At 68.7% G+C, this 18,766-nt stretch carries 14 protein-coding genes and 5 pseudogenes; 9 read left to right on the forward strand and 10 right to left on the reverse strand.

Going from position 1 to position 18,766, the window contains the following annotated elements:
* A partial coding sequence (locus BN4332_RS12525) for a uracil-DNA glycosylase family protein (RefSeq protein WP_276527213.1) occupies positions 1-508 on the reverse strand: 508 nt, incomplete at its 3' end.
* Positions 509-577: 69 nt separating this feature from the next.
* On the opposite strand from BN4332_RS12525, the pseudogene BN4332_RS12530 reads away from it, so the two are divergent.
* A pseudogene (locus BN4332_RS12530) lies at positions 578-1,567 on the forward strand (MFS transporter); the annotation flags it as partial.
* On the opposite strand, the pseudogene BN4332_RS12535 reads toward BN4332_RS12530, so the two are convergent.
* A pseudogene (locus tag BN4332_RS12535) lies at positions 1,558-1,887 on the reverse strand (uracil-DNA glycosylase family protein); the annotation flags it as partial. The pseudogenes BN4332_RS12530 and BN4332_RS12535 sit on opposite strands and share 10 nt — an antisense overlap.
* 133 nt (positions 1,888-2,020) lie before the next feature.
* Between BN4332_RS12535 and BN4332_RS12540 the strand changes: the two are divergent.
* Both BN4332_RS12540 and BN4332_RS12545 read left to right on the forward strand, forming a co-directional pair.
* On the forward strand, positions 2,021-2,224 hold the full coding sequence (locus BN4332_RS12540) for a hypothetical protein (protein WP_066898742.1): 204 nt from the start codon (positions 2,021-2,023) through the stop codon (positions 2,222-2,224).
* Positions 2,225-2,233: 9 nt separating this feature from the next.
* A complete protein-coding gene (locus BN4332_RS12545; RefSeq protein WP_066898743.1) occupies positions 2,234-3,589 on the forward strand; it encodes an FAD-binding oxidoreductase in 1,356 nt (451 codons plus the stop codon).
* On the opposite strand, the gene BN4332_RS12550 is transcribed toward BN4332_RS12545, so the two are convergent.
* Positions 3,586-4,458 carry a rhomboid family intramembrane serine protease gene (locus tag BN4332_RS12550; protein ID WP_200820292.1) on the reverse strand — a complete coding sequence of 291 codons (873 nt, stop codon included), beginning with the start codon at positions 4,456-4,458 and terminating at the stop codon, positions 3,586-3,588. The genes BN4332_RS12545 and BN4332_RS12550 overlap by 4 nt on opposite strands.
* A 93-nt stretch (positions 4,459-4,551) precedes the next feature.
* On the opposite strand from BN4332_RS12550, the gene BN4332_RS12555 reads away from it, so the two are divergent.
* The 3 genes from BN4332_RS12555 to BN4332_RS12565 are packed head-to-tail and all read left to right on the forward strand — an operon-like array spanning position 4,552 to position 7,262.
* Positions 4,552-5,790, forward strand: a complete 1,239-nt coding sequence (locus BN4332_RS12555) for a cytochrome P450 (RefSeq protein WP_066898745.1) — start codon at positions 4,552-4,554, stop codon at positions 5,788-5,790.
* Entirely contained in the window at positions 5,790-6,380 is a 591-nt protein-coding gene (locus BN4332_RS12560; RefSeq protein ID WP_066898752.1) for a TetR/AcrR family transcriptional regulator, read from the forward strand. Before BN4332_RS12555 ends, BN4332_RS12560 begins: the two co-directional genes overlap by 1 nt.
* A 45-nt stretch (positions 6,381-6,425) precedes the next feature.
* Positions 6,426-7,262, forward strand: coding sequence for a DUF5995 family protein (locus BN4332_RS12565; protein ID WP_066898746.1), 837 nt, complete (start codon positions 6,426-6,428; stop codon positions 7,260-7,262).
* A gap of 20 nt (positions 7,263-7,282) precedes the next feature.
* Here the strand turns inward: BN4332_RS12565 and BN4332_RS12570 are convergent, their stop codons facing one another.
* From BN4332_RS12570 to BN4332_RS12595, 6 genes are all read right to left on the reverse strand, one after another.
* Entirely contained in the window at positions 7,283-7,993 is a 711-nt protein-coding gene (locus BN4332_RS12570; protein ID WP_066898747.1) for a siderophore-interacting protein, read from the reverse strand.
* A gap of 36 nt (positions 7,994-8,029) precedes the next feature.
* Positions 8,030-9,253 carry a lysine N(6)-hydroxylase/L-ornithine N(5)-oxygenase family protein gene (locus tag BN4332_RS12575; RefSeq protein ID WP_494337783.1) on the reverse strand — a complete coding sequence of 408 codons (1,224 nt, stop codon included), beginning with the start codon at positions 9,251-9,253 and terminating at the stop codon, positions 8,030-8,032.
* A complete protein-coding gene (locus tag BN4332_RS12580; protein WP_066898748.1) occupies positions 9,240-10,049 on the reverse strand; it encodes a GNAT family N-acetyltransferase in 810 nt (269 codons plus the stop codon). Before BN4332_RS12580 ends, BN4332_RS12575 begins: the two co-directional genes overlap by 14 nt.
* A 75-nt stretch (positions 10,050-10,124) precedes the next feature.
* Positions 10,125-11,561, reverse strand: a complete 1,437-nt coding sequence (locus tag BN4332_RS12585) for an MFS transporter (RefSeq protein WP_235654079.1) — start codon at positions 11,559-11,561, stop codon at positions 10,125-10,127.
* The gene (locus BN4332_RS12590) at positions 11,558-12,736 is read right to left on the reverse strand and encodes an acyltransferase family protein (RefSeq protein WP_066898749.1); all 1,179 of its coding nucleotides are present in this window, start codon (positions 12,734-12,736) and stop codon (positions 11,558-11,560) included. Before BN4332_RS12590 ends, BN4332_RS12585 begins: the two co-directional genes overlap by 4 nt.
* Entirely contained in the window at positions 12,733-14,445 is a 1,713-nt protein-coding gene (locus BN4332_RS12595; RefSeq protein WP_066898750.1) for a DEAD/DEAH box helicase, read from the reverse strand. Before BN4332_RS12595 ends, BN4332_RS12590 begins: the two co-directional genes overlap by 4 nt.
* Before the next feature lie 111 nt (positions 14,446-14,556).
* Here BN4332_RS12595 and BN4332_RS12600 point away from each other — a divergent pair, with 111 nt between their 5' ends.
* Both BN4332_RS12600 and BN4332_RS12605 read left to right on the forward strand, forming a co-directional pair.
* Positions 14,557-15,096 carry an LppP/LprE family lipoprotein gene (locus tag BN4332_RS12600; protein WP_066898755.1) on the forward strand — a complete coding sequence of 180 codons (540 nt, stop codon included), beginning with the start codon at positions 14,557-14,559 and terminating at the stop codon, positions 15,094-15,096.
* Between the two features lie 54 nt (positions 15,097-15,150).
* Positions 15,151-15,840 (forward strand): annotated as a pseudogene (locus BN4332_RS12605) (PD-(D/E)XK nuclease family protein); the annotation flags it as partial.
* A 7-nt stretch (positions 15,841-15,847) separates the two neighbouring features.
* Here BN4332_RS12605 and BN4332_RS34295 read toward each other — a convergent pair.
* Positions 15,848-16,219 (reverse strand): annotated as a pseudogene (locus BN4332_RS34295) (Bcr/CflA family drug resistance efflux transporter); the annotation flags it as partial.
* Here BN4332_RS34295 and BN4332_RS12615 point away from each other — a divergent pair.
* Positions 16,206-18,766, forward strand: a pseudogene (locus BN4332_RS12615) (TM0106 family RecB-like putative nuclease); the annotation flags it as partial. The pseudogenes BN4332_RS34295 and BN4332_RS12615 sit on opposite strands and share 14 nt — an antisense overlap.

The raw sequence follows: 18,766 nt of genomic DNA on the forward strand, positions 1-18,766 counted from the left end.
CGTTCGCCGGCGGCGCGCACCGCACCGCGGCAGCCATCCGGGTATCGATGAGCCGCAGACCGTCGGCGGCGTCGACGCTCTCGGCCTGATTGGCCAGACCCACCCGGTGCAGTGCGGCGAACAGGAAGTCCCCTGACCGATCGCCGGTGAACACCCGCCCGGTGCGGTTGGCCCCGTTGGCCGCCGGGGCCAGCCCGACGATCATGATCCCGGGCTGCTCGGCGCCGAACCCGGTGGCGGGCCTACCCCAATACGGTTGATCGGCAAAGGATTTTCGTTTGGCAACCGCCACCTCTTCCCGCCAGGTGACCAGGCGGGGGCAGGCCCGGCACACCGAGACCTGCGCGTCGAGCGCGTCCACCGTGGCGACCTTGGCGGCCAGCCGCCGCACCTGTGCCCCGCTCTTCGCCACCGGGGTGGACGCCGTCGCCGGATCCCGGGGCCAGCCCGAACCGGGTGGCACCGGTGAGGTGAACGGTTCCCCGGTCCTCGGGTGGGGCAGCTCCATGACCTCACTGTGCCGGAAAATCCGTCGCTACGGGCGCGGGCGCGCTGTTAGATTCGGCCGCGATACCCCATGACCGATACCAAACGCGGCCCCATGCTGCTGATCCTGTTCGCCGCGTTGATGGCCGGCGCAGGCAACGGGATCACCATCGTCGCCTTCCCGTGGCTGGTGTTGCAGCGCAACGGATCCGCGGTCGACGCCTCGATCGTGGCGATGGCCGGGACGCTGCCGCTGCTGGTCGCCACCCTGATCGCCGGGGCCGCGGTCGACTACCTGGGCCGCCGCCGGGTCTCGATGCTGTCGGACCTGCTCTCGGCCCTATCGGTGATCGCGGTGCCGGTGCTGGCCCTGATGTTCGGGGTGGACGCGATCAACGTCGCGGTGCTGGCCGTGCTGGCCGCGCTCGGCGCCTTCTTCGACCCGGCCGGGATGACCGCTCGCGAGACCATGCTGCCCGAGGCCGCGGGACGGGCCGGCTGGACGCTGGATCACGCCAACAGCGTGTACGAGGCGGTGTTCAACCTGGCCTACATCGTCGGCCCTGGCATCGGCGGCCTGCTCATCGCCACCATCGGCGGCATCAACACGATGTGGGTGACCGCCGGGGCCTTCTGCTGCTCGATCCTGGCCATCTCGATACTGCGGCTGGAAGGCGCGGGCACGCCGGACCGGTCGCTGCTGACCGAGAGCGTGTGGGCCGGAATCATCGAGGGGCTGCGTTTCGTCTGGCACACACCGGTTTTGCGCACGCTGGCGATCGTCGACCTGGTGGCCACCGGCCTGTACATGCCGATGGAAAGCGTCCTGTTCCCCAAGTACTTCACCGACCGCAACGAGCCGACCGAGCTGGGTTGGGTGTTGATGGCGCTGAGCATCGGTGGGCTGCTGGGCGCGCTCGGCTATGCGGTGCTGTCACGACCGCGGGCGGTCGATCGGGCACCGTACATGAAGCGGCGCACCACCATGCTGACCGCGGTGATCACCCTCGGGGTCGCGATGACGGTGATCGCGTTCCTGCCGCCGCTGCCGCTGATCCTCGTGCTGTGCGCGGTCGTCGGATNGGCCGGCGTCGGGGCGTTCGCCGGCGGCGCGCACCGCACCGCGGCAGCCATCCGGGTATCGATGAGCCGCAGACCGTCGGCGGCGTCGACGCTCTCGGCCTGATTGGCCAGACCCACCCGGTGCAGTGCGGCGAACAGGAAGTCCCCTGACCGATCGCCGGTGAACACCCGCCCGGTGCGGTTGGCCCCGTTGGCCGCCGGGGCCAGCCCGACGATCATGATCCCGGGCTGCTCGGCGCCGAACCCGGTGGCGGGCCTACCCCAATACGGTTGATCGGCAAAGGATTTTCGTTTGGCAACCGCCACCTCTTCCCGCCANCCCCTTGTTTCTAAAACAAATAAAGTTGTTAAAAAAAGAAGGGTTTTCGCCACCGCCCCGACCCCCCCAATAAACAACTCCTCCAGGAAGCCCCCGCCCCCGCCACACCTGCGCGGCCGCGTGGTCGGGGTGATGGGTTCCCTGGCCTACGCGGCGGGCCCGCTGGGCCTGATCCTGGCCGGTCCACTGGCCGACGCCGTCGGCCTGCACGCCACCTTCCTCGCGCTGTCCCTGCCGATGCTGCTGCTCGGCCTGGTCGCGGTCACGCTGCCGGCGCTGCGCGAGCTGGACCGGCCTATCCCCGGGTCTTCGCCGTCAGCTGACCCACGCTCGTAGGATCGCGGTGTGCTGTCAGAGCTCATCAGCGAACTGCCCGAAGGTGTCGTGGTCACCGACCCCGACATCCTGGCCTCCTACCGCCAGGACCGGGCCGCCGATCCCGCTGCGGGCACACCCCTGGCGGTGGTCCGGCCCACTCGCACCGAAGAAGTCCAGACCGTGCTGCGCTGGGCCTCCGCACACCGGGTGGCCGTGGTGCCCCGCGGTGCGGGTACCGGATTGTCCGGCGGCGCCACCGCGCTCGACGGCGGAATCGTGCTGTCCACCGAGAAGATGCGCGACATCACCGTCGACCCGGTCACCCGCACCGCCGTCGTGCAGCCCGGTCTGCTCAACGCCGAGGTGAAGAAAGCCGTTGCCGCGCACGGCCTGTGGTATCCGCCGGATCCGTCGTCGTTCGAGATCTGCAGCATCGGCGGCAATGTCGCCACCAATGCCGGCGGGCTGTGCTGCGTCAAGTACGGCGTGACCACCGACTACGTGCTGGGGCTGCAGGTGGTGCTGGCCGACGGCACCGCGGTACGCCTGGGTGGGCCCCGGTTGAAAGATGTTGCCGGACTGAGCCTGACGAAGCTTTTCGTCGGCAGCGAGGGCACGCTGGGCGTGGTGACCGAGGCGACGCTGCGGCTGCTGCCGCCTCAGCACACGCCGTGCACCGTGGTCGCCACGTTCGGCTCGGTGGAGGCCGCCGCGGATTCCGTCGTCAAGATCACCGGCAAGATCCGGCCGTCCATGCTCGAGTTCATGGATTCGGTGGCGATCAACGCCGTCGAGGACAAGCTCAGGATGGGGCTGGACCGCAACGCGGCGGCGATGATGGTGGCGGCATCCGACGATCGCGGCGCGGCGGGTGCCGACGACGCCGCGTTCATGGCCGGGGTGTTCACCGAATGCGGTGCCAGCGAGGTGTTTTCCACCTCTGACCCGGACGAGGGCGAGGCCTTCGTGGCAGCCCGCCGCTTCGCCATCCCGGCCGTGGAGGCCAAGGGATCGCTGCTGCTCGAGGACGTCGGGGTGCCGCTGCCCGCGCTCGCCGATCTGGTCGGCGGGGTGGCCAAGATCGCTGCCCAGCGGCAGCTGCTGATCTCGGTGATCGCCCACGCCGGCGATGGCAACACCCACCCGCTGATCGTGTTCGACCCGGCCGACACCGACGAGGCGCAGCGGGCTCAACTGGCCTTCGGCGAGATCATGGATCTGGCGGTGGGACTGAGTGGCACCATCACCGGCGAACACGGCGTGGGCCGGCTCAAACGGCCGTGGCTGGCCGGTCAGATCGGGCCGGATGCCATGGAGCTCAACCGGCGGATCAAGAATGCCCTCGATCCGCAGAACATCCTGAACCCCGGCGCGGCGATCTAAGAAACGCCTATCAGAGTCAGCAGACCGCTTGTGCGCCAGGCGATCAGCGCGGCGAAGACGACCAGCACCACCACCGAGACACCGATCTGTATCGCGTTGCGCCGCTCGCGCGGGGCATAGACGAAGGCGGCGGCGACGCCCGCCCCGGTGACCAGGCCACCGATGTGGCCCTGCCAGCTGATCGCCCCGGTCCCGAGAGCGGGTCCGGCGAAGGTGAACACCAGGTTGAGCACCACCACCGCGGCGATCATGCGGACATCGAGGTTGAGCTTGCGGGCCACCACGAAGATCGCGCCGAACAGGCCGAAGATGGCCCCGGACGCTCCCGCTGTCTGCGAGAGCGGATGCGACAGCAGGTAGACCAGCACCGAACCGCCGAGCCCGCTGAGCGCGTAGAGCACCCCGAATCGCAACCGGCCCAGCCACTGCTCCAGCGGCGGCCCCACCACGTACAGCGCCCACATGTTGAACAGCAGGTGCATGACGCCGTAGTGCAGGAACATCGACGTCACCAGCCGGTAGTACTCGTCGAATGCGGCGATGCTCGCCGGTTGCAGCGTGAGTTCTCTCTCCAGATTCCCCGAGGCCATCTGCAGCGCGAACATCAACACGTTCACCGCGATGAGTGAGTAGGTCAGGATCGGGGCCCCGGACCGGGCCACTCCACCGAACTGGGTCCGCGGCGCCCGCACGGACTTCGCTCCCTCGTTGACGCACTCCACGCACTGGTGGCCGACGGCCGCCGCACGCATGCAGTCGGGACAGATGGGGCGCTGGCAACGCGTGCAACGCACATAGGTCGGACGGTCGGGGTGTCGGTAACACGTCGGTGTCTGGGCAGGTAGCTGCGGCGCGCCAGGGGTGCTCATCACGCCCGAGCCTAATGCGAACCGGCGAACACCGACGATGGCCCGCCGCACCGACTATTGACACTATGGCCTCGAGTGTCGTAGCAATAAGACATGGCAGCGACTTTGTCTCACAGCCCCGCCCGGTTCCAACCCGCCGACGCCGATACCTGGCCCAATCCGTGGCCGATGTACGCCGCGCTGCGCGATCACGACCCGGTGCACCACGTGGTGCCGGCCGAATCTCCCGAGCACGACTACTACGTGCTGTCCCGGCACGCCGACATCTGGGCGGCGGCGCGCGATCACGAGACGTTCTCCTCGGCGCAGGGCCTCACCGTCACCTACGGCGAGCTGGACATGATCGGCCTGGCCGACAATCCCCCGTTCGTCATGCAGGACCCGCCGGTGCACACCGAGTTCCGCAAGCTGGTCTCGCGGGGGTTCACGCCGCGTCAGGTGGAAGCCGTCGAGCCGAAGGTTCGCCAGTTCGTCGTCGAGCGCCTCGAGGGGTTGCGCTCGAACGGCGGCGGCGACATCGCCGCCGAACTGTTCAAGCCGCTGCCGTCTATGGTCGTGGCGCACTACCTCGGGGTGCCCGAGGAGGACCGGGACCAGTTCGACGGGTGGACCGACGCCATCGTCGCCGCCAACAGCTCGGCCGGCGGCATCACCGCGGCGATGGGCACCGCCGGCGCGGCGGTGGCGTCAATGATGGGCTACTTCTCCGAACTCATCGAGCGCCGCCGCCGCGAGCCAGGCGACGACACCATCTCGCACCTGGTGGCGGCCGGCGTGGGAGCCGACGGCGACATCGCCGGGGTGCTGTCGATCCTGGCCTTCACCTTCACCATGGTCACCGGCGGCAACGACACCACCACCGGAATGCTCGGCGGTGCAGTGCAACTGCTGCAGCAGCGGCCCGATCAGCGCCGGCTGCTGATCGACGATCCCGAGCTGATCCCGGATTCGGTAGACGAGTTCCTGCGGCTGACCTCCCCGGTGCAGGGCCTGGCCCGCACCACCACCCGCGACGTCACCATCGGCGACACCACCATCCCGGCCGGGCGCAAAACACTGCTGCTGTACGGCTCCGGAAACCGCGACGAGCGCGAATTCGGGGACAACGCTGCCGAACTCGACGTCCGGCGCAAGCCACGCAACATCCTGACCTTCAGCCACGGCGCGCATTTCTGTCTCGGTGCCGCGGCCGCCCGCATGCAGTCCCGGGTCGCCCTGACCGAATTGCTGTCTCGGTACCCGGATTTCGAGGTCGACCTCGATGCGGTGGTGTGGGCCGGCGGCAGCTATGTGCGGCGGCCGCTGTCGGTGCCGTTCCGGGCGGGCACCTGATGCCTCGCGACTGGTTGTCGGCGCGGCGGTCCGAAGTGGCTGCCGACCACATCCTCGACGCCGCCGACGCCCTGTTCAGCCGGCAGGACGCGGCGACCGTCGGCATGCACGAGATCGCAACGGCCGCAGGGTGTTCCCGTGCCACGCTGTACCGCTACTTCGAGAACCGCGATGCGCTGTACACCGCGTACGTGCACCGCGAGGCCCGCAAGCTGTACCAGGACGTCACCGAACAGGTGGCCGCGGTCACCGAACCGTCGGAGCGCTTGATCGAGGGCGTGATCACCGCCCTGCGCGCCGTGCGCGAGAGCCCGGCGCTGTCATCCTGGTTCGCCACCGCGCAGCGCCCGATCGGCGGCGAGATGGCCGAGCACTCCGAAGTGATCCGGGCGCTGGTCGAAGGTTTCGTGCGGTCGCTGGCCGGAACCGCGGCACAGGGCGACGACGAGGTAGGCCGCCGGGCTCGCTGGCTGGTCCGGGTCATGGTGTCGATGCTGGTCTTCCCCGGCGTCGACGAGGCCGACGAACGCACCATGCTGGCCGAGTTCGTCGCACCTCTGGTCGTCCCGGGTCAGCTGCCGGTCGAGTAGCCGAATGCCGGGCAGGACGAGCCGACCTGCCCCATACTTTCGAGTATGGCCAGCCACCCGCGGCCACTGCCGCCACTTCCGGCCGTGGCCACCATCGCCGAGGTCGTCTCGGTCATCGACACGATCACCGGCTGGGCGGTGGAAACATCAAGCCGGCTGGGCTATTTCGCGGCGCTGTACAAGCGGATCACCATCGCCGTCGGTGTCGCGGTCGAGGACGGGGTCTTCGAGGACGGCCCGCGGATGGACCGGCTCGACGCGGCGTTTGCGCAGCGCTACTTCGATGCGCTGAACGGGCACTTCCACCCGGGCCGGTACCCGAGACCCACCCGGTCTTGGCGCGCCACCTTCGACTGGGCCGAGAAACCCGAGCCGATCCTGGTGCAGCACATGCTGGCCGGGATCACCGCCCACATCGTGCTGGACCTCGGGATCGCGGCGCAGGGCCTGGCCGGCACGGGACGGCTGTCCACGCTGCACAAGGATTTCGACACCATCAACGCGGTGCTCGCCGGCCAGATCGGCGGCGTGGTCACCGACATCAACGAACTGTCGCCGGCCTTGGCCGACATCTATGCCGTGCTCAAACAGCATCAGATCTTCGTGATCAACGGGGCGATCAGGTCGCTGCGCGACAGCGCGTGGCGGTTCGCCTCGGTCCTGGCACTGGAGCCCGGATTCGCCCGGCCGCCCACGATCTGGGCGCGGGACCTGCAGGTGAGCCGGCAGGCGCAAGCGGTGTTCGACCCACCCAGCCTGGTCGGCGCCTTCGATCTGGCGGTCGGTGAGATCGCCGCGCGCGAGAGCCGGGACGTGGCCAGGAACGTCGCGGTGCTCGACGAGATCGCCGCGACACCCGCCCCGATCCAGACCGTGCTGTGACGGTGTGACGCCGGACGGCGTCAGGCCACCCAGTACGCCTGGGCCTTGATGGATTTGCGCGGGATGCCGTACTGCTCGCGGAACACCCGCGCCACCGCCCGGGTGGTGCGGTTGTTGCACGCGACCCAGCCGAAGTGATCGGCAGCGTCGAATGCCGATGCGCTGACGGCATCGAGCAGATCGTCGTCGTTGCGGTCCACCCAGGTGATCTCGGCGTCGCCGGTGACCGGCAGCTCGCGGTCGTCGTCGTGGCCGGCCTCCAGGAAGACGCGGGCCGGGACATCCCCGATCGCGTCCAGCAGGGAATTGATGGCAGGCAGCGAGGCCGTGTCGCCCACGATGACGTACCCGGCAGGCGCCGGTTGCGGCACCGCGAAGTTGCTGCCGAGCACGGTCACCTCGAGCACATCTCCGGGCTCGGCCGCGCCGGCCCACCGGGTCGCGATGCCCTCGTGCATGGCGAAGTCGATGTCGACGGTTCCGGCCTGCGCATCGGGATTGACCAGGGTGTAGCCGCGCTGGTGAGCCTTGCCCCCGTCGGGGAACCAGCCGCGCACCCACATCGTCGGGTGCACCCGCTGCTCGGCGAGCAACCGCTGTGCGTCGAAGTGCAATCTCAGGTAGTTCGGGGTGAGTTCGGTACGACCGGTGACCGTCAGCTCGTAGTCACCGCCCCGCCAGAGTTTGACGAGGGCTCCTTCCAGTCCGCGTGACGCCTTCTGCTCGGCCATCCCACATCCTTTCGCCGCTTATTAGGTTAGCTTACCCTAACTTCGTAGCGCTGTGGCGAGCTCGCCTGCCCGGACCGCGACGTTCGACAGCAAGGTGGCCCCGAGTCCATGGGTGTGCTCGACCGCCGAGCCGTTGAGATAGATGTCGCCAGGTGCGCCGGCTCGTGGGCACAGCCGGTAGTCGCGGCTGACGACGGGGCGATGGCGCTCGTCGAACTCGTAGAGTGCGGCCAGATCGCCGAGGAGTGCCGCGACATTCATCGGTGCGTAGCCCGTCGCGTACACGATCGCATCGCAGTCCAGCGTCTCCCGGGACCCGTCGGCCAGCGCGGTGACCGTCACCCGGACGCCGTCGGCGTGCTCCTCGACCCGCGAGACGGCCGAGGCCTTGTGCATGTGCAGCCGCCGTTCACCGGCCACCCGCTCGGCGTACTCCCTGTCGTACAGATCTGCGATCAACTCGGGCTCCACCGCCGAGTAGTTCGACGAACGGTGGTAGTCGAGCAGGCGTTGGCGGAGCGGCTCGTCGGCCCCGTAGAACACATCGACCGCTGACGGGTCGAACATCCGGTTGGCGAACGCACTGTCGTCGGCGACGCTGTAGCCGTACCGCGCGAAGACCGAATGCACATGGGCTTCCGCGAAGCCGCGGTGCAGATAGGCGACCACCTCCGCCGCACTCTGTCCCGCGCCGACGACCACGAACCGGCGCGGCGGGCCTGCGGGCAGGGCAGCCAGGCCGCTGAGCAGGCAATGGCTGTGCCATTGGCGACAACTCGGCCGCACACCGGTAGGCAGCACCGGGTGCAAGCCGACGCCCAGAACCAGAGCGCCGGCCGAAAACCGCCGCCCGCCATCGGTATGCACCACGAATCCGTCATCCGAGGCCTCCACCGCGACCGCCCGGTTGCCGTAGCGGACATCGTCCGCGAAATGCCCGGCCGCCCACTCCAGGTAGTCGTGGAACTCCAGCCGGCTGGGGAACACGTTGTGCCGGCCGATGAAGTCGACGAGCCGGCCGCATTCGCTGAGGTAGTTGACAAAGCTGAAGTCGCTCTTGGCATTCCGAAGGGTGACCAGATCCTTGAGGAACGGGATCTGCATGCGCGCGCCCGGCAGCAGCATGTCCCGGTGCCAGCCGAACCGCGGCTGGGCCTCCAGGAATGTCGCATGCGTGCCCTGTTCGGCCAGCGCGATCGCCAAGGCGAGATTCGACGGGCCGAAACCGATGCCCAGCAGCGGCGGTTCAGGTCTGGACATGTGCGCGGGTCAATCGTTGCAGGTAGTTCTCCCGCACCATGTCCCGGTTGATCAGGACGACGAAGTCGGCCATGTCGAAATCCGGGTCATAGGACGGCTCACCGCAGATCACCCCGCCGATCCGCAAGCTGCCCGCCACCATCGGCGGCAGCCTCACCCGACCGGGGTCGGGTAGCTCATCAAGACTCAAACCGTTGACGCGCACCGGGTTTCGCGGCGTCACCCGGTACTCGCCGGGCGCGCGGCTCCCGCCGAGCGCGGCATCACGCACCCCCCGAACCAACGATCCGCGGGGACCACCGTCCTCCATCCGTACCGACAGGCATCCGATCGCCCACTCGTATCCGGTCAGATCCTGGTAGCGCAGGATCCCCGACCACAACAGCGCCACCACAGCGCCGCTTCGATGGTCCGGATGCACGCTCACCCGGCCCAGTTCGACCAGAGACGGCCGCAACCGATCCAGCCCCGGGCTCATGTCGAAGATGGTGTCGGCGAACACTCCGCCGGCGGCCCGCGCGCCGTCCGGCGGGAGCAGGCGATAGCAGCCCACGATCTCACCGGTGGTCTCATCCCTGGCGAGCAGATGGTTGCTGTACGGATCGAACTGGTCGACGTCGATCATCTGGCCGGTCAGCGGTCCACGAACGGCCTGCGGCAGCGTCGCCCCCATCTCCTCGGCGAAGGTCTGGTAGCGCAACCGTTGAGCCGCTTCGATCTCGGCGGGGTCAGTGGAGATCAAGATTGTGTAGCGTCCGGTGTCGGCCGCTGAAATCAGGACTGCCCCACCGTCCATAGTTTGCGAAAGTAGACGCATCGCAGCCGTCCCGCACACTGTTTCGCGATACCGCACCGAACAGTTACGCCAACGTCAATCCCGCGCGTCGACAACCTCAGCAACGATCTCCTGATGACGGCCCACCGCGATCAACACCGCGACCAGAACCAGTCCGGCAGTGGCCGCGCCGGACGCCGCGACCAGGGCCGCCTGCATCCCGGCGGCGCTGGCCTCACGTGCCGCCGGATCGATCGCAGGCAGCGCCGCGCCGACGTCACCCGCGTGGCTACTGAACAGGGCCCCCAGGCCGGCGACACCGGCGGCGATGCCGATCTGACGGACCGTACTGACTGTGCCGGTTGCCATTCCGGCGTCCTCGACGGGCACGAACCGTAGCGCGGCCTCCGACGTCAACGCCGCCAGTCCGCCGAGGCCGAGCCCCGCCACGATCGAACCGCCGATGAAATGCGTCCACGCCGTCACCGCCGAAACACCGGTCATCAACCACAGCCCGGCTGCGATCAGTGCGGCACCGGCCGGGATCACCACCGGCACCGGTACCCGCCGGCCGGCCATCATGGCCAGCGGGGCACCGGCCACGATCGACACGGTCAGCGGCAGCGCCCGCAGCCCGGCCTCAAACGCACTGAACCCCAAGGTGTTCATGAAGTACAGCGCCAGGTAGTTCGTCGCAGCCATCAGCGTGGCCGCGGCCACGAAGGCCGCCAGCGCCACCCCGGCGAATCCGGGCCTGCGCAGCACCGCCAGGTCGACCATGGGCTCGGCCACCCGTGTCTCCCACCACCCGAACACCGCGAGCGTGAGCACGCAGAACGCGCTCAGCCCGGCCAGCAGCGGGCCGCGCCAGTCGTACCGGTCGCCTTCGATCAGCACGTAGACCCCGGCGAACAGTGCGGCGGACAGCAGCACGGTGCCCACGATGTCGACCGGACGGGCTTGCGCGGCACGGTTTTCCGGGATGTAGCGGGCGCCGATCACCAGCGCGGCCAACCCGATCGGGACATTGACCACGAAGATCGCCGGCCAGCCGAAGCCGTCGACCAGAGCACCGCCCAGCAGTGGGCCCACCGCCCCACCCGCGCCCATCACCGCGCCGTACGTGGCGATCGCGACGGCCCGCCCGTGTCCCGGCGGGTACACCGCGGCGACCAGCGGCAACGAAACGCCCAGCAGGACTGCCCCGGCCGCACCTTGCACGACCCGGGTGGCGTTGAGCATCTCGATCGTGGTGGCCAGTGCGCACCCGACCGAGGCCAGCGTGAACACCGTCATCCCGCCCAGGTACAACCGCCGGCGGCCGACCCGATCTCCCACCGTTGCGGCGGTCAGCAGCAGCGCCGCCATCGGCAGCGCGTAACCGTCGACCACCCACTGCAGCCCGCTCAGCCGGGCATCGAGTGAGGACTGGATATCGGCCAGTGCCGCAGACACGATGGTCATGTCGAGCAACAGCATGAACACCGCAAGACAGACTGCCAGCAGCGTCAGACGCGGCCGGCGCTCGGTCACGAACGGACCCGGGTGAACCGGTGCAGCAGCCAGGCGGCCGGGATGGTGAATGCCATGGTGAGGACGAACAGGCTGAGCATCGACCCCGTGTAGACCGGATCCCGCATCACCTCGACCATCACCAACTCCATGATCATCAGGTGGATCAGAAAGATCTCGTATGAGATCTCACCGAGGAAGACCATCGGCCGCGAGGCCAGAAACCGGTTGTACCAACCGCGATCGCCCAATGCCGGCGGCGCCACCAACAACGCCGCGATGGCCGCGTAGAAGAACGTCTTGACCAACGCCTCGCTCAGCTTGGCCGGTGAGGTGGTGGGCTCCCCCGCCAGCGGCGTCGAGGCGATGAAGTAACACACCACCGCCAGCGGGACGCACACCACGGCGTAGCCGCGCACCTTGAGTTGCGCCAGCACCGTCAGTGCCATCCCCGCCACGAACCACGCCATATAGGTGGGCAACCAGAGCCGGGCGCCGTCAGGCAGATTCGTGGAATCGTGCACGATCCACAGCCACAGCGGCGACACCGCGGCCAACGCCGCCAGACCGAAGAACAACAGGGCCGGCCGCCAGCGGCGCCGGCACAACACCACCAGCAGCAGGTACGCCAGCAGCGGCAGCACGACGTAGAACGCCGCCTCCACCGCCAGGCTCCACATCTGTGTCAGGCCCTGGTGCAGATAGGAGAACAGATAGTTGTCGGTGTAGATCTGCGTCAGCGTGAGGTTGCGGAACAGACCCATCCAGGTGTGCCCGGGGTTCGGTCCCCCGGTGCGAAAGTGGTAGAGCAGGTAGGCGATCAGCACCGTGACCACATAGGCCGGCATGATTCGTCGCACTCGATGCCAGGCGTATCGGCGGACCGACGGCGCCTTGTATTCGGTCGCCGCGACTGGATCTGATGCGCGGCTCGCAGCGGCTACCCACGGCCGGAACAACAGGAACCCACTCAGCACGAAGAAGATCGGCACCCCGATCTCGGCGCGCGACAGCACCAGGCCCAGATAGCCCTGCGGGTACTTGCCGGTGGTGTACGCCGCATGCGTCACCACCACCAGAATGGCGGCCACCGCGCGGATTCCGGTCAGCGAGGCGACGCGGGTCGACGCCGGGGCGTCGACCGACTCAAGGCCACCCTGCTCCGACGGTCCCCTCACACTTCTGGAGACCGTCACTTCGTCTTCCGGTGCGGCTTCCCCGAGCGCTCGCGGTGATCCTTGTACTCACGGCGCGGCCCACGGTCGGGCGCCAGATTGATCAGCACGCCCGAGATCCGGGTGTTCTCCAAGGCCTTGAGCGTCTTCTTGGGCAGCTTCTCGGGCAACTCGACCAACGAGTAGTCCGCGCGGATGGTGATGTGGCCGAACTCATTGCGGTGCAGACCGCCCTCGTTCGCGATGGCGCCGACGATGTGGCCGGGGCCGACCTTGTGCCGCTTGCCCACCGAGATGCGGTAGGTCGCCAGACCCTCGCGAGGCGGACGCTCCTTGCGCGGACGCTCGCCCCGATCGTCGCGATCCCGCTCCCGGCGCTTCTCCGGCGGCGGCTCGGTCATCAGGAACTCTTCGCCGTTGCGCGACTGCAGTGCCAGCGCCGCGGCGATGTCGGCCATCGGCACGTCGTTCTCGCGCTCGTAGTCCTCGATGAGCCTGCGGAACAGCTCCAGGCCGGGGCCGTTGAGCGAATCGGTGATCGAGTCGCGGAACTTGGCCACCCGCTGCGCGTTGACGTCGTCGACGCTGGGCAGCTCGGCCTCGATGACCTTCGACCGGGTGTGCTTCTCGATCGACTTGAGCAGATGGCGTTCGCGCGGGGTGACGAACAGCAGGGCGTGCCCCGAGCGGCCGGCCCGGCCGGTGCGGCCGATGCGGTGCACGTAGGACTCGGTGTCGTGCGGGATGTCGTAGTTGACGACGTGCGAGATGCGCTCGACGTCGAGACCGCGCGCGGCGACATCGGTGGCGATCAGGATGTCGATCGTGCCGTCCTTGAGCGCGGTGATGGTGCGCTCACGCTGCGCCTGGTTGATGTCGCCGTTGATGGCGGCGGCCGCGAACCCACGGGCCTTGAGCCGCTCGGCGACTTCTTCGGTGGCCTGCTTGGTGCGGACGAACACGATCATCGCGTCGCCCTGCTCGACCTCGAGCACCCGGGTCAGCGCATCCAGCTTGCGCGGACCGGCCACCTGGATGAACCGCTGGGTGATGTTCTCGGCGGTGGCGGTCTTGGCCTTGACCGTGACCTCGACCGGATCGTGCAGATATTTGGTGGTGATCTTGCGGATGGCCGGCGGCATGGTCGCCGAGAACAAGGCCACCTGCTTGTACTCGGGGGTGTCGGCGAGGATCCGCTCGACCTCTTCGGCGAAGCCCATGGTGAGCATCTCGTCGGCCTCGTCGAGCACCAGGTAGTCCAGGTTGGACAGGTCGAGGGTGCCGCGCTCGAGATGATCGATCACGCGGCCCGGGGTGCCCACCACCACCTGCGCGCCGCGCCTCAGGCCGGACAACTGCACGGTGTAGGACGCGCCGCCGTAGATCGGCAGCACGTTGATCTCCGGCAGATGCGCGCCGTAGCGGCCGAAGGCCTCGGCGACCTGCAGGGCCAGCTCACGGGTCGGAGCCAGCACCAGCGCCTGGGTGTTGCGGCTGGAGGTGTCGATCTTGGACAGGATCGGGATGGCGAACGCGGCGGTCTTTCCCGTGCCGGTCTGGGCCAGCCCGACCACATCGGAGCCCGCCAGCATGGCGGGTATGGTCGCGGCCTGGATCGCCGAGGGCGACTCGTACCCGACTTCGGTGACGGCTTGTAACACCGCAGGGTGAATCTGCAGGTCGGCAAATGTCGGGGCGGCGTCCCCCGGATCCGGGTCTGGCGAGCTCATCGGTTCAGAAGTCTAGTGCCAATCAGGTCGATCCCCCGCCGCGCGCCTGCACAAACCCGCAGCGGGGTCGAGGTAGGTTGCGCAACTGTGAAACGGGTGGCAGCGGATTCGATGGCGCCGGCCGCGATCTTGACGGCCGTACTCATGCTCGCCGGATGCGGGTCGGGCGATTCCACGGTCTCGAAAACCCCCGATGCGGGCCCCGGTCCCGCGCCGACCTCGGTGGCGAAGCCGGCCGCGAAGCCCGCACCCTCGTCGGCCCCGCCACCGGCCGACCCGTGCGCGGTGAACCTGGCCGCCCCGGAGATCGCCAGGGCGGTGTCCGAGTTGCCGCGCGACCCACGCAGCAATCAGGCCTGGAGCCCCGAGCCCGTCGCGGGCAACTACAACGAGTGCGCGCAGTTGTCGGCCGTGATCGTGCGGGCCAACACCAACTCCGAGAACCCCAACACCCGTGCGGTGCTGTTTCACCTCGGCAAGTTCATCCCGACCGGCGTCCCCGACACGTACGGCTTCAACGGCGTCGACCGAGCCGCCAGCACCGGTGACACCGTGGCCCTGCAGTACTCCGGCGGATTCCACGGGCTGGCCAGCACGGTGAAGTTCCGCTGGAACGGCGGCGGCGTGGAGTTGATGGGCAACCTGGGCTGAGGGTTCTGCGCGACGCAGACGCGAAGTGTCGGTTCGCTCACCTACAGTGACAGCGTGTTCGTCACCGACGAGGGCGCGTCGGGGCCGACCGTCATCTACAGCGCGTCGGACCTTGCCGCGGCCGCCCGCTGTGAATATGCGCTGCTGCGTTCGTTCGACGCGCGGCTGGGCCGCGGCCCGGCGGTGTCATCGGATGACGAATTGCTGGCCCGCACAGCGGAACTGGGCGACGAGCACGAACAGCGCCACCTCGACGAACTTCGCGCGGGCGCCGGTGTGACGGTGATCGGCCGGCCCGCCTACACGGTCGCCGGGCTGAGCGCGGCGGCCGCGGCCACCCTCGAGGCGGCCCAACGCCGGGACCCGGTGATCTACCAGGCCGCGATGTTCGACGGGCGCTTCGCCGGGTTCGCCGACTTCCTGATCTGGGACGGTGCGCGGTACCGGCTCCGCGACACCAAACTGTCCCGGTCGGTGAAGGTCGAGGCCCTCCTGCAGCTGGCCGCCTATGCCGATGTGCTGACCGGCGCGGGCGTGCCCGTGGCCGACGAGGTCGACCTGGTACTCGGTGACGGCGCGGTGTCCAGCTATCGCGTCGACGAGCTGCTGGCGGTGTACCGGCCGCGGCGTCGCGCATTGCAGGAACTGCTCGACGGGCATCTCGCCGGCGGTGCCGCGGTGCGCTGGTCCGACGAGACGGTGCGGGCCTGCTTCGGCTGTCCGGAATGTGAGCAGCAGGTGCGCGCCANGCGCCCAGCAGGGCCGCCGCGGTTCCGGCCGCGTCGGGGTGACGCGACAGTGCGACGGCCGGGGCGTTGGGCAGCACCAGACCCATCCCGGCCAGGATCGCCAGCACCGGCACCACGAATGCGGACAGCCCACCGACGTGCGCGACGGTCAACCCCACGAACATCAGCCCGGCGACCACCGACCAGCTCAGGGCGGCGACCGTGATGGCCTGCGGCGAGAACCGGCGCAGCAGTACCACATTGAACTGAGTGGAGCCGATCAGCGCGATCGCGCCCGCGGCGAACACCAGCGCGAAGGCCTGCTGGTCCAGGCCATAGCGGTCCTGCAGGACGAACGGCGCCGCGGAGATGTAGGCGAANACCGGCGCGGTGCCCGGCCTCCCCCAGCGCACGGTGACGGCGCTGACCGGCCAGGCCCGGTTGCAGGCGGCGCCGCGGGTGGACGCCAAACCGCCGTATGAGGTGGTCGACGCCCAACCGCTGATGCTGCTGCCGGACCCCGACAAGGGTGACCTGTTCTTCGACTACGAGGGCGACCCGTTGTGGACGGTCAACGGTCACGACTGGGGGCTGGAATACCTGTGGGGCGTGCTCGGCGCAGAAGGCAACTTCCAGCCGTTCTGGGCGCACGACCGGGCCGGCGAACGGCAGGTGCTCATCGACTTCCTGGACTTCGTCCGCAAGCGCCGCAAGCGTTTTCCCAAGATGCACATCTACCACTACGCGCCGTACGAGCGCAGCACCCTGCTCCGGCTCGCCGGCCGCTACGGGGTGGGCGAGAACGATGTCGACGACCTGCTGCGCAACGGGGTCCTGGTGGATCTGCTCCCGTTGGTACGCAAGAGCATTCGCGTCGGTACCGAGAACTACAGCATCAAATCGCTGGAACCGCTGTACATGGGGACCGAACTGCGCGGCGGCGAGGTCACCAAGGCCACCGATTCGATCACCGAGTACGCGCGCTACTGCGCGCTGCGCGACGCCGGTCAGCACGACGAGGCCGCCACCGTGCTCAAGGAGATCGAGGAGTACAACCGCTACGACTGCCGTTCCACGCACCGGCTGCGTGACTGGCTGATCAACAGGGCATTCGAAGCCGAGGTGCCACCGCGCGGCCCGCAGCCGGTCCGCGACGGGGCGCCGATCGAGAAGGCCGACGCCGTCGACCGCAAGCTGCTCAAGTTCGCCGGCGACGGAGTGGAACCGCGCACGCCCGAACAGCAGGCGGTCGCGCTCGTCGCCGCGGCCCGCGGTTTCCACAAACGTGAAGACAAACCGTTCTGGTGGGGACATTTCGACCGGATCAACAACCCGGTCGACGAATGGGCCGACAGCACAGGTGTTTTCGTCGCAGAACAGGCCCACGTCGTCACCGACTGGCACATCCCGCCGCGGGCCCGCAAGCCCCAACGGCAGGTCCGGCTGACCGGCGCCATCGACGCCGGGGAACTGGGCAGCGAGGTCTATGCGCTCTACGCCCCGCCGGCACCGGCCGGCCTGTCCGACGACCCGGACCGGCGCGGCTTCGGTAGCGCCACCGTGGTCGGTTGCGACAACCCGGACGCCCCCACCGAGGTGCTGATCACCGAGCGCCAACCCAGGGATGGCGACGTCTTCACCGAGGTGCCGTTCGCACTGACGCCCGGGCCGCCGATCAACACCAAGCCCTTGCAGGCTTCCATCGACAGCACGGCGGCCGCGGTGTCGGCCGGTCTGCCGAAGCTGCCGGCCGACGCGGTGACCGACATCCTGCTGCGCCGCCCACCGCGCACCGTCAGCGGCCGGGCGCTGCCCCGTAGCGGGGACACCGCCACCGATGTCACCGCGGCGTTGCTGGACCTGGACGGCTCGTACCTCGCCGTGCACGGGCCACCCGGCACCGGCAAAACCCACACCTCGGCGAAGATCATCGCCCGCCTGGCCAACGAACATGGTTGGCGTATCGGCATCGTCGCGCAATCACATGCGGTGATCGAGCATCTGCTGGATCAGGTGCTCGACGCCGGGGTGGACGCGGCGCGGGTGGCCAAGAAACGCAAGGGCGCCGACCCGCGGTGGACCGAGATCGACCAGAACCACTACGCCGCGTTCATCGCCGACCATCCCGGCTGCGTGATCGGTGGTACCGCATGGGATTTCGCGAACGAAGCGCGAGTGCCACGGCAATGCCTCGACCTGCTGGTGCTCGAGGAGGCCGGCCAGTTCAACCTGGCCAACACCATCGCGGTGGCCCCGGCCGCGCGCAACCTGCTGCTGCTCGGCGACCCGCAGCAACTGCCCCAGGTCTGCCAGGGCACCCATCCCGCACCGGTCGACGATTCGGCGCTGGGCTGGCTGGTCGAGGGGTCGCACACGCTGCCGGCCGAACGGGGCTACTTCCTGGACCGCTCGTTCCGGATGCATCCGGCGGTGTGCGGTCCGGTATCGCGACTGTCGTATGACGGCCGGCTGCGGTCACACGAAAAGGTCAGTGCGGCACGGGCACTCGACGGTCTCACCCCTGGCGTGCGGGTACTCGAGGTGCCGCATCTCGGCAATTCGACCGACAGCCCGGAAGAGGCGCACGCGATCGTCGCGGCCATCACCGGCCTGCTCGGGACCACCTGGACCGACGAGCACGGCAGCACGCCGCTGGGCCAGGAACACGTCCTGGTGGTGACGCCCTACAACGCGCAAGTGACCACGGTGCGGCGGGCACTCGACGCGGTCGGCCTGACCGAGGTACAGGCCGGCACAGTGGACAAGTTCCAGGGCCGGCAAGCACCCGTGGTGTTCGTGTCGATGACGGCGTCGTCTGCCGCCGACGTACCGCGGGGCATCGGCTTCCTGTTGAACCGCAACCGGCTCAACGTGGCGATCAGCCGGGCCAAGTACGTCGCCTACATCGTGCGCTCACCACAGCTCACCGACTACCTGCCCGG

It is taken from the genome of Mycolicibacterium houstonense, from assembly GCF_900078665.2.
Lineage (GTDB): Bacteria > Actinomycetota > Actinomycetes > Mycobacteriales > Mycobacteriaceae > Mycobacterium > Mycobacterium houstonense.

Bases quoted from the DNA above. Each gene is read 5' to 3' on its own strand.
- BN4332_RS12540 (WP_066898742.1), top strand. From the start codon at position 2,021: ATGGGTTCCCTGGCCTACGCGGCGGGCCCGCTGGGCCTGATCCTGGCC.
- BN4332_RS12550 (WP_200820292.1), bottom strand. From the start codon at position 4,458: ATGAGCACCCCTGGCGCGCCGCAGCTACCTGCCCAGACACCGACGTGT.
- BN4332_RS12555 (WP_066898745.1), top strand. From the start codon at position 4,552: ATGGCAGCGACTTTGTCTCACAGCCCCGCCCGGTTCCAACCCGCCGAC.
- BN4332_RS12560 (WP_066898752.1), top strand. From the start codon at position 5,790: ATGCCTCGCGACTGGTTGTCGGCGCGGCGGTCCGAAGTGGCTGCCGAC.
- BN4332_RS12565 (WP_066898746.1), top strand. From the start codon at position 6,426: ATGGCCAGCCACCCGCGGCCACTGCCGCCACTTCCGGCCGTGGCCACC.
- BN4332_RS12570 (WP_066898747.1), bottom strand. From the start codon at position 7,993: ATGGCCGAGCAGAAGGCGTCACGCGGACTGGAAGGAGCCCTCGTCAAA.
- BN4332_RS12575 (WP_494337783.1), bottom strand. From the start codon at position 9,253: ATGTCCAGACCTGAACCGCCGCTGCTGGGCATCGGTTTCGGCCCGTCG.
- BN4332_RS12580 (WP_066898748.1), bottom strand. From the start codon at position 10,049: ATGGACGGTGGGGCAGTCCTGATTTCAGCGGCCGACACCGGACGCTAC.
- BN4332_RS12595 (WP_066898750.1), bottom strand. From the start codon at position 14,445: ATGAGCTCGCCAGACCCGGATCCGGGGGACGCCGCCCCGACATTTGCC.
- BN4332_RS12600 (WP_066898755.1), top strand. From the start codon at position 14,557: ATGGCGCCGGCCGCGATCTTGACGGCCGTACTCATGCTCGCCGGATGC.